The organism is Erwinia sp. (assembly GCF_031978025.1).
Taxonomy (GTDB): Bacteria; Pseudomonadota; Gammaproteobacteria; order Enterobacterales; family Enterobacteriaceae; genus Erwinia.
The window spans coordinates 5,401-15,316 of the sequence record NZ_DALZCD010000082.1 but is presented as its reverse complement, the minus strand read 5'-3'; the positions used below and the strand labels follow the sequence as shown (position 1 = coordinate 15,316).

7 protein-coding genes are annotated in these 9,916 nt (G+C 52.9%); 2 read left to right on the top strand and 5 right to left on the bottom strand.

All coding sequences use genetic code 11. From position 1 onward, the window contains the following. Positions 1–67: 67 nt before the first annotated feature. Both RTK32_RS08800 and RTK32_RS08795 read right to left on the bottom strand, forming a co-directional pair. Positions 68–478: an ASCH domain-containing protein gene (locus RTK32_RS08800; protein ID WP_312043113.1), complete on the bottom strand. Its 411-nt coding sequence runs from the start codon at positions 476–478 to the stop codon at positions 68–70. A gap of 468 nt (positions 479–946) precedes the next feature. Continuing rightward, positions 947–2,014 (bottom strand): LacI family DNA-binding transcriptional regulator, encoded by a 1,068-nt coding sequence (locus RTK32_RS08795; protein WP_312043111.1) that lies wholly within the window; start codon positions 2,012–2,014, stop codon positions 947–949. A gap of 203 nt (positions 2,015–2,217) precedes the next feature. On the opposite strand from RTK32_RS08795, the gene RTK32_RS08790 reads away from it, so the two are divergent. Together RTK32_RS08790 and RTK32_RS08785 are read left to right on the top strand one after the other, a co-directional pair. Beyond that, on the top strand, positions 2,218–5,325 hold the full coding sequence (locus RTK32_RS08790; RefSeq protein ID WP_312043110.1) for a beta-galactosidase: 3,108 nt from the start codon (positions 2,218–2,220) through the stop codon (positions 5,323–5,325). Positions 5,326–5,377: 52 nt separating this feature from the next. Continuing rightward, a complete protein-coding gene (locus RTK32_RS08785) occupies positions 5,378–6,643 on the top strand; it encodes an MFS transporter (RefSeq protein WP_312043108.1) in 1,266 nt (421 codons plus the stop codon). Between the two features lie 131 nt (positions 6,644–6,774). Here the strand turns inward: RTK32_RS08785 and RTK32_RS08780 are convergent, their stop codons facing one another. The 3 genes from RTK32_RS08780 to RTK32_RS08770 all read right to left on the bottom strand — a co-directional run bounded on the left by RTK32_RS08780 (position 6,775) and on the right by RTK32_RS08770 (position 9,424). After that, complete coding sequence (locus tag RTK32_RS08780) at positions 6,775–7,479, bottom strand: alpha/beta hydrolase (RefSeq protein ID WP_312043107.1); 705 nt, start codon at positions 7,477–7,479, stop codon at positions 6,775–6,777. A 419-nt stretch (positions 7,480–7,898) separates the two neighbouring features. Next, positions 7,899–8,714: a Brp/Blh family beta-carotene 15,15'-dioxygenase gene (locus tag RTK32_RS08775; protein WP_312043105.1), complete on the bottom strand. Its 816-nt coding sequence runs from the start codon at positions 8,712–8,714 to the stop codon at positions 7,899–7,901. Then, on the bottom strand, positions 8,711–9,424 hold the full coding sequence (locus RTK32_RS08770; protein ID WP_312043104.1) for a bacteriorhodopsin: 714 nt from the start codon (positions 9,422–9,424) through the stop codon (positions 8,711–8,713). The genes RTK32_RS08775 and RTK32_RS08770 overlap by 4 nt, the downstream gene beginning before the upstream one ends. Between the last annotated feature and the right edge of the window lie 492 nt (positions 9,425–9,916).

The window sequence follows — 9,916 nt, the reverse complement described above, 5'->3', positions numbered from 1 at the left end:
CTTCCCTTTTTCCTGCCCCTGCAACCAGACGACCGCTCAATTTAACCCGGCGGCCGGCTCGTTCAAATTACAGGCGTTCAACCACCTCAAACTCTTCTGTGATTAGCTCCATATCCTCAGCAAAAAAGCCTGCCCTGGTGAAAAAATCTTTATGCTCTTGCCGCCAGTATGCCAGGCTGAGATCCCCCTCACCTTCTTTACGCGCAAACTCTTCAGTGACCTCAGAAAAGCGAACCAGCCGCATCGCTACTATTCTGATCACACATACCGGCTCGCCCTGCCCGTTAAGGATAATATTATAACTGCCTGTTTTAATTGGCGTCTCTTCCGCCTGGTAGGAAGCGAAAGAGCCGCATGATGCGGTTTTGATCCCTTTCACCACTAAATCTGCCAGCTGGTTAGCCATTTCGGCATTATCCCCGATTGACCACGCCTGTGCTCCCGGATATTTTGCCTTCAGATCGTCTATTACGCTCATTATAATAGTCCTTTTTCCCGCTTAAAATTAGTACATTTATCCGCTCTACGATCATCTTGTCAGAGAGAATAGCTCCTGACTGAATTCAGTTATTATCAGCGGGACAGAGATCGATGTGTTATTCTGCTTGCGTCCTCTGACAGCTTGCTATAGTGCACCCGCGACGGCTATACCCGCCCGGCATCAATTTTCCTTTGAGAGGGAAATTAGCGCCATCACCATCCTGGCCGCAGCGTATTGCGTTGATGGCCGGAAAATAAGCCATTCTTCCGGCGCTTTATTTCACACTAAACTTTTTGGATCCCTTTCACCGCGCAATACATCTGCAGTGAAACACGTTTCGTCCTGAATCAGGATAGCTCAATAAATACGGTCGTTTTAAAGTTCATCCCCCCTGTTTTTAATTGTGCAACATCTGCAGTGAAACATGCTTTGTTCTGCCGGCATGGCTCAATACATACGGTACGCTTACAGTTTATCCACCAGCGTTTTTAATTGTGCGATAACGGCTTCTTGCCCGGCCTGATTGTTTTCATAAGCCCAGGTTGACTGCCGGATGATTAAACGCGTTGGCAACAGTTCACGGATCCGCATCTGCGGGGCCGTCATCTTCTGGATTAACAGCTCAACGGCCCGCTTGCCCAACTTATTAAAATCCTGCGCAACCGTGGTTAACGGCGGCTGAAAATAGAGGCTGTCCGCCGTGTCGTCATAGCCGGTAACGGAAACCGCCCTGCTGCCGGTACGATTCAACTGTGTCAGCGCACTCAGCACCCCGAGCGCCATCTGATCGTTTGCTACAACGATTGCGCTGAGCTGCGGGCGCTGATGCAGCAGTTCAAAAGCTTTGTGCCAGCCGCTGGCCGCACTCCAGTCGCCAAAAACCGTCACCGCATTGCTGACCCCCAGCCGATGTAAAGCCTCACGCCAGCTGCTCAATCGCATTCGCGCCGATACAGAGCTTTCCGGCCCGGCCAGCAGACCGAACTCCCGATGCCCCAGCGTCCAAAGATGGTTGACGCAGGCCCCGCAGCCATCCAGATGATTAAACCGTATGGAGCAGACGTCGGTTTCGGGGGATATATCTAAAAACAGACAGCAAATATCTGCATTTTCCCTCACCAATTTTTCCGCAAGGCTGCTTTCCAGAGGCAAATTAATAATCGCACCGCGGATATTCTGCGCACGAAACTCATTCAATCGGGCCTGAAGCGAGACGAAATCAGCCGTTACCGGCATCGCGATAACCACTTCCAGCTGATGCACACCTGCATGACTTTTTATCGCAGCGGCGATTTGCGAGGGCGCATGCAGCGTCAACGACGCGGTGATCAAGCCGATTGACGATGCGGACTTCCCGGCCAGCAACTGGGCTGAACGATTAGGAACATAGTGTAAAGCCTGCATCGCACGCATGACTTTATCGCGCGTTCGTTCAGAGACCACATTGGGTTTATTCAGCACTCGTGAGACCGTTTGTTGCGATACCCCGGCCTCTAGCGCCACATCTTCTAACGTTGCCATACGGTGCTGCATGCTCTTCTCCTTTGCTCACTCGGCCCAATGTCGCTCGCTAACATATATTGTCTGAAAGACGACAAAAATGCGCGATTTCCGTTCTGTTTCGTGATCGCTAATCCGTTTCAATCGCTGGAATATTGTGGCTTCCAATGAAATATCTGATAACTCCCCCATCTTGTCTGGCGAATGACATTTCTGTTTCTCTATCAGGTATTCCTATGCGCAATTTCGATCGAACCGCCTCACGTGGCCTGTTGTTCCATGACGTGCTTGCACGTGAAGACTGGCAAAACCAGACCATTACGCACCTGAACCGTTTACCGGCCCATGCGACTTTTGCCAGCTGGCGCGATCTGCGCGCTGCCAGAGAAAATCAGGCTTCAACTCACCGCCGCCTGTTGGACGGCCAGTGGCAGTTTTCTTACGCGCGCAGCCCGTTTGAGGTAGATGCCAGCTGGCTGGAAAGCGACCTGGCGGACAGCCGCAGCACTCAGGTTCCTTCCAACTGGCAGATGGAGGGATATGATGCGCCCATCTACACCAACGTGCGTTACCCCATCGACACCACGCCGCCGCGCGTCCCGGAAGAAAACCCGACCGGCTGCTACTCGCTGACGTTCAGTCTGGAGGAGCACTGGCAGGAGCAAGGCCGCACGCAGATCGTCTTTGATGGCGTGAACTCTGCTTTTCATCTCTGGTGCAACGGCGAGTGGATCGGGTATTCGCAGGACAGTCGCCTGCCCGCAGCCTTCGACCTCAGCGCGGCGCTTCAGGCTGGCGAGAACCGCCTCTGCGTGATGGTCATGCGCTGGAGCGCGGGCACCTGGCTGGAAGATCAGGATATGTGGCGGATGAGCGGGATTTTTCGTTCAGTGTGGTTGCTGAATAAGCCGACGCTGCACCTGAGTGATGTTCAGCTTACTCCGCAGCTGGATGCGCTTTATCGTGACGCGGAGCTGGCAGTAAACGTCACCGTTGCCGCTCCGGAACCCTTGCTTGCAGAACTGACGATAAACGTTGAACTGTGGCATGACACGCAGCGAGTCGCCAGCCAGCAGCAGCGGCCCGGTTCGCCAGCCATTGATGAACGAGGCAACTATGCAGAACGCGCCGTGATGCGCGTTCCCGTACAAAGTCCGGCACTGTGGAGCGCGGAAACGCCAAACTGCTACCGGGCAGTAGTTTCGCTGTGGCACGACGAGGAACTGCTTGAAGCTGAAGCCTGGGATATTGGTTTTCGCCGGGTGGAAATTGATAACGGCCTGTTGAAGCTGAACGGTAAGCCGCTGTTGATCCGCGGCGTAAACCGTCACGAGCATCACCCTGAACGCGGCCAGGTCGTCACTGAAGAGGACATGGTGCAGGATATTCTGCTAATGAAGCAGAACAATTTTAATGCCGTTCGTTGCTCTCATTATCCCAACACGCCGCGCTGGTATGAACTCTGTAACCGCTATGGCCTGTACGTGGTTGACGAAGCCAATATCGAAACCCACGGGATGGTACCCATGAATCGTCTTTCCGACGATCCAGCCTGGTTACCGGCATGGAGCGCTCGCGTCACGCGGATGGTGCAAAGCAATCGCCATCACCCGTCCATCATTATCTGGTCGCTGGGCAATGAATCCGGCGGTGGCAGCAACCATGAGGCCCTGTATCACTGGCTGAAGCGTAACGACCCTTCTCGCCCGGTCCAGTATGAAGGGGGCGGCGCGGACAGTTCGACCACCGATATTATCTGCCCTATGTATGCGCGCGTAGAAAACGATCAGCTTATTCCAGCCGTGCCAAAGTGGGGGATCAAAAAATGGATAGGTTTACCCGGCGAGCAGCGCCCGTTAATCCTTTGTGAATACGCCCATGCCATGGGTAACAGCCTGGGCAACTATGCCGATTACTGGCGAGCCTTTCGTGATTACCCGCGTTTGCAGGGCGGTTTTGTCTGGGACTGGGCCGATCAGGCCATTACCAAAACGTTTGATGACGGTAGCGTCGGTTGGGCTTACGGCGGTGATTTTGGCGATAAGCCCAATGACCGCCAGTTCTGTATGAACGGGCTGGTATTCCCGGATCGCCGTCCTCATCCGTCATTAATTGAGGCCAAACACGCACAGCAATACTTTCAGTTTGCCCTGCTTTCACAACATCCGCTGCGTATCAGCATCACCAGTGAATACCTGTTCCGCCCGACCGATAACGAGCAGCTGCACTGGCACGTTCAGGCAGCCGGCGAAACAATTACTCAGGGTAGCGCAACGCTGGCGCTGAGTCCTGAAGGTCAGAGCGAGCTAACGTTGTCGGAGGCACTGACCCTGCCTGCCGGGGCCGAAGAGGTCTGGCTGACGCTGGAAGTGATTCAGCCACAGGCCACAGCATGGTCCGAGGCCGGGCACCGCGTCGCCTGGCAGCAGTTCGCTCTCGCCGCCCCACTGGTTTTGCATGCGCCTCAGCCAGCAGGCGAAGCGCCTGAGCTTGAGCGCAGCGACAGTGCCTGGACGGTGCGCAGTGGCCTGCAGCAGTGGATTATTGACCGTGAAAGCGGACTCCTGACGCACTGGCTGGTGGATGGCGTGGAGCAGCTGTTGACCCCGCTGCGCGATCAGTTCGTGCGTGCACCGCTGGATAACGATATTGGCGTAAGTGAAGTGGAGCGCATCGATCCTAACGCCTGGGTTGAACGCTGGAAGAGCGCTGGCCTGTACAACCTTACCGCCCGCTGCGTGCAGTGTGATGCGCAGCGCCTGGCACATGAAGTGGTGATCGACAGCAGCTGGCAGTACATGAGCCAGGATGAGGTAGTGATTGTCAGCCACTGGCGAATGACATTTAACGCGCAGGGCCAGCTGCATCTGGTCATTGACGGCGAGCGGGCCACGACTTTGCCGCCGCTGCCGCGCGTTGGCCTCAATTTTCAGGTGCGAGATCAGGAAAAACCGGTCTCCTGGCTGGGATTTGGCCCGCACGAGAACTACCCGGACCGACGTACCAGCGCCTGCTTCTCCCGCTGGGAACGGCCGCTGGATGAAATGAGCACCCCGTACATTTTCCCTGGCGAGAATGGCCTGCGTTGCGACAGTAAAGCGCTCGACTGGGGCCGCTGGCACGTAGCGGGTGATTTTCATTTCTCTGTCCAGCCCTACAGCACCACGCAATTAATGGCAACCGACCACTGGCACCAAATGCAGCCGGAAGAAGGCGTCTGGATAACGCTGGATGGTCAACATATGGGTGTCGGCGGAGACGATTCCTGGACGCCCAGCGTCCTGCAGAAGTGGTTATTGTCTGAACCAAAATGGCAGTATCAGTTAACCCTGCATTTCCAATAATAATCGGGGGCGCAAGCCCCTGCTTAACGGCATAACCGGATGGAATAGCCCTATGAAACTCGCTGAACTTGCCCCAAGAGAACGCCATAACTTTATTTACTTTATGCTGTTCTTTTTCTTCTATTACTTCATCATGTCTGCCTGGTTTCCCTTTTTTCCGGTCTGGCTGGCGGAGGTTAACCATCTGACCAAAACAGAAACGGGGATTGTTTTTTCCTTTGTCTCGCTGTTTTCGATTGTTTTCCAGCCGGTGTTTGGGTTGATTTCCGACAAATTGGGGCTACGCAAATACCTGTTATGGACCATCACTGTCTTATTAGTGTTGTTTGCGCCCTTTTTTATTTTTGTTCTGTCTCCGCTGCTGCAGATGAATATTTTTGCGGGCGCGCTGGCCGGTGGGATCTACCTGGGAATAGTCTTTTCCAGCGGCTCCGGAGCGGTCGAAGCCTATATTGAGCGTGTCAGTCGCGCTAACCGCTTCGAATACGGCAAAGTTCGTGTTTCCGGCTGTGTTGGCTGGGCGTTATGTGCGTCAATAACCGGTATCCTGTTTGGTATAGATCCTAATATTACCTTCTGGATCGCCTCCGGCTTTGCGCTGGTGCTTGGCGTACTGTTATGGGTGTCGCGCCCGGAAAACAGTAACAGTGAGTTGGTTATCGACGCGCTGGGGGCCAACCGTCAGGCCTTCTCTTTACGCACGGCCGCCGAACTGTTGCGGATGCCCCGCTTCTGGGGATTTATTGTTTACGTGGTTGGCGTCGCCAGCGTCTATGACGTCTTCGATCAGCAGTTCGCGAATTTCTTTAAAGGTTTTTTCTCCAGCCCACAGCGCGGTACCGAAGTCTTTGGCTTTGTCACTACCGGTGGAGAATTACTCAACGCCACGATTATGTTTTTCGCCCCCGCCATTGTTAACCGTATTGGCGCGAAAAATGCCCTGCTGACTGCAGGTGTGATTATGTCGGCACGTATTTTAGGATCCTCTTTTGCCTCATCAGCGGTGGAAGTGGTGATCTTAAAGATGCTGCATATGTTTGAACTGCCGTTCCTGCTGGTGGGCACTTTTAAATATATTTCCTCCGCTTTTAACCCGAAACTGTCGGCAACGTTATTCCTGATAGGTTTTAATTTATCGAAACAACTTTCCGGGGTGGTGCTGTCGGTATGGGTAGGAAGAATGTATGACACCGTGGGCTTCCATCAGGCTTACTTTATTTTAGGCTGCCTCACATTGAGCTTTACCGTCATTTCCCTGTTTACCCTGAGAGGCAGTAAAACACTGCTTCCGTCCACCAGGTATAACCGCGCGACCTGATACCAGGCGCCCGTTTGCGTTAACGGGCGCCTGTCACGATTTGGGCTTGTCCGCCCCGGACCTGGCGCCGTGGCAACGACGCGCGTGAAGATTAATAAAAAGTAAGATTCGGGGAGTGAAAGAGGAGTCTACTACCCAACAAATTTGAGTATTTCAGCAAGGGTAGCCTCATCCGGATGAATGATTTCACCAAGATGGTCTCCCTTCCCTGAAATTATCGGTATGGCATATTGTTCGGCGACCTCACTCATCGCGGCATAATAGGGGTCACCGAAACCGGCCCAAAATAAGAGAGGGATTCCGCAGGTTAAGCGTTTTTCATCACCCGGCGTATGTTTCTTAAGTTCATTGAAAAAGCAGGCTGCACTTCTTTCTGCCTCTGGCGAAAGTGAAGAGAGCTCCGGTGCGGTTTCGCGGGCATAGCCCATAAAGATGTCAAAACTGAGCGTGTCGGGCAGCCCTTGCAGACAGTCCCATCCGCCCACAACAACGGAATGTAGCCGATCGGGATAAGATTCTAACAGGCCCAGCGCCAGCCAGGCTCCGGCAGAATAGCCGACGACATGGGCTTTCTCATGTCCCAGTTCCTGTATCAGTTCCACAAGAGCAGCCGCCTGGCTTTCTCGCGTATAACACGCCTCGCTGGCTGGCTTATCGCTCAATCCATGACCTGACAAATCCGGGCATATCACGTGAAAATAAGGCGCTAACGCCTGAACGAAGCCATTATCCACCCAACACTGCCCATTCATCAAAAGGCCATGCAGCATGATGACTAAGGGCCCCTGTCCTTCTGAACGATAAAATAACCGCGGCGTTCCGGATGTATAAGGCATAAAGATTCCTGTTATTTAACGCGTGGTTAAAAAGAATACTCGCCTTTAAAGTCGATATGCAAATTATTACTTTATAGAGACTACGCTTGCTAACTGAAGCATGTTTTACCCCTGGCCCTGAGCTACCGGGCCGTTCCCACGCCTCCCTCTTTCGCCAGCGAAATAGCGGCTTCAGCCTGCAAATCGTCGTTTTACACAGAATAAATATGAGCGGGTATCATGGCCGATAACCGTGACTCTTGCTCCATGCGGGTACGCCAGCAAGACCTGTATCGCTGGCACAGCCTGTCATTAATCTATTTTCCCCCGGAAATCGCGCCTCGGCTTTTCCGTTTATTGATCAATGACGGACAGTCTTATTCCGTTTTCCGCGAAGCAGGCAATCAATTTTAACGACGCAACACCCGCGGCTGGCCTCTTTAGACCGTACGGTTCCGGGACGCAAACCAGGGGGTAATCAACAGATGCGGGATGGCAAGGGAAGCCAGGGCGGCGAACAGTGAACGGAAGCCGTCTGGCCCTTTGGGAAAGAGCATAAAAGCGGCCATGCCGGCAATCGCGATAGCTCCCAGCAGCACGGGCCAGATGGCACGCAGGTAATCTGTGTAACGCACGTAGCCCAGCTGGTCGCGTCGCTGTTCAGTCTGTGGGAGGGCATGCAGGATCAAAAAGCCCAGGGAAAACCCGACAAAAGGCGGCAGGATCAGCAGCGCCAGCGTGCCTGTAATAAGCCTCTTGTTCCGCGAAAAAAAACCCACAGTGAGCAGGCCACCTGCAGCCACTCCTCCCAGGAGGGCCAGGCTACATGTCACTGTATCAGGTAAGGTGGGGGCAAGCCCGGCCCCCTGTAGAATGGCCCGGAATTCATCCTGATGGAGTGTTGCCGGGGTAGCGATCAAACTGACTCCCCGGGCTATACGCTCGGCGAGTCCGCCATCAGGCGCGTCTTCCAGCCCGAAATGTATGGCAGAAGCGAGCAGGAAACCCGGTAAAGCGACTGCCGGACTCGTGTGCCACCAGATAAGACACAGCACAATAGCCAGCCCGTAGCTCATCAGAAAAAACAGCTGCCTTCCCTGACGAACAATGGCCAGATCGCTGGCGCCGTGTGCCATGCCGATGACGCCGATAGCCAGAACGGCAAACGCAATCTGGAAAACCGGCGCGCTAAACGAGGCGGCCAGAGCGGCCATCCACAGGATGGCCCAACCGGCTTGCTTCTGCTGCAGGATCATGCCCGGCTAACACCTGCACGACTGGCATGGTGCGAGGCTTTTTCTAAGTTTGCCGCAGCATAAAACGCGAAGTACACCTTCGCAATGATATCCAGCAGCAAAAATGCCCAGACAGAGGCGGCATCGGTAATAAATTTCATGCCTTCTGGCCCAATCAGGAACACTATCGGATAGATAAACCAAACCACCGTCAGTAGCGTCACATTTTTTTTATAACATGTCCCATACGCACTCCCCTTCGCTGTCGCAATAACCCGCAGCGGTCCCCACAGCAGGTAAACGACGCCCAGGAATGCCGCACAGGACCAAAGGTACCAGACCCATTTTGCAAAGGGCGCTTCCGCCAGAGATGAGATGAGGCCGGTTATAATCATCATCACATCCAACACGATAATGGCGGTCAAAAACCCTCCTGTTTCACCCGGTTTGCCATGCTCATGAAAAGCCAGCATCACTAAGCCCGCAAGCAGGATCGGCGTGGTAATTGACCAGTCAGCATAGCGTGCCAGATAAACCAGAGTGCCGTTGTCCAGCGTCAGGTTGCCAAATCCAAACGTTAACGCCAGATAAGCGGTTGCCGCGATAAAAGTCACTGACGCATGCATTAATGTATGATGCCGGGCAGGAGACGTTTTTTTGCCGGTAGCGTAGATGACCAGTGATGCGATGGCCATCACCGAAAATCCGATGATGAAGGCGGTTTGATCCATATAAAATTCTCCTGCGCCGCAAGGCTTTAGTTATTAAGTCGTATGGGTAATGGTGAAGTCAGGTTTTATATTCTGCTAAGAATACCGACTCCAAGTATATGACGGCCTGGGAATCCTGCAAATTAATCGGAGATCATTCGGTTAACCGCTTTTTTTTCGTCCGGACGACGTCTCATTTGCCGCAGCAGGCATCATAAAATTGTCTTTTTTTGTAATGGAGTGTGTGTAAAAACACATTTCGTACCGCTTAAAATATAAGCGCGCATTGCATATTAAGAGCATTAAGAGCATTAAGAGCATTAAGAGCATTAAGAGCATTAAGAGCATTAATATTATCAAGATCACCGAGGTTACTGAGATTACTGAGATTAGTGAGATTACTGAGATTACTGAGATTACTGAGATTACTGAGATTACTGAGATTACTGAGATTATTTAGATTATTTAGATTATTTAGATTATTTAGATTATTTAGATTATTTAGATTATTTA

Bases quoted from the DNA above. Each gene is read 5' to 3' on its own strand.
- RTK32_RS08790 (WP_312043110.1), top strand. From the start codon at position 2,218: ATGCGCAATTTCGATCGAACCGCCTCACGTGGCCTGTTGTTCCATGAC.
- RTK32_RS08775 (WP_312043105.1), bottom strand. From the start codon at position 8,714: ATGATCCTGCAGCAGAAGCAAGCCGGTTGGGCCATCCTGTGGATGGCC.
- RTK32_RS08795 (WP_312043111.1), bottom strand. From the start codon at position 2,014: ATGCAGCACCGTATGGCAACGTTAGAAGATGTGGCGCTAGAGGCCGGG.
- RTK32_RS08785 (WP_312043108.1), top strand. From the start codon at position 5,378: ATGAAACTCGCTGAACTTGCCCCAAGAGAACGCCATAACTTTATTTAC.
- RTK32_RS08780 (WP_312043107.1), bottom strand. From the start codon at position 7,479: ATGCCTTATACATCCGGAACGCCGCGGTTATTTTATCGTTCAGAAGGA.
- RTK32_RS08800 (WP_312043113.1), bottom strand. From the start codon at position 478: ATGAGCGTAATAGACGATCTGAAGGCAAAATATCCGGGAGCACAGGCG.
- RTK32_RS08770 (WP_312043104.1), bottom strand. From the start codon at position 9,424: ATGGATCAAACCGCCTTCATCATCGGATTTTCGGTGATGGCCATCGCA.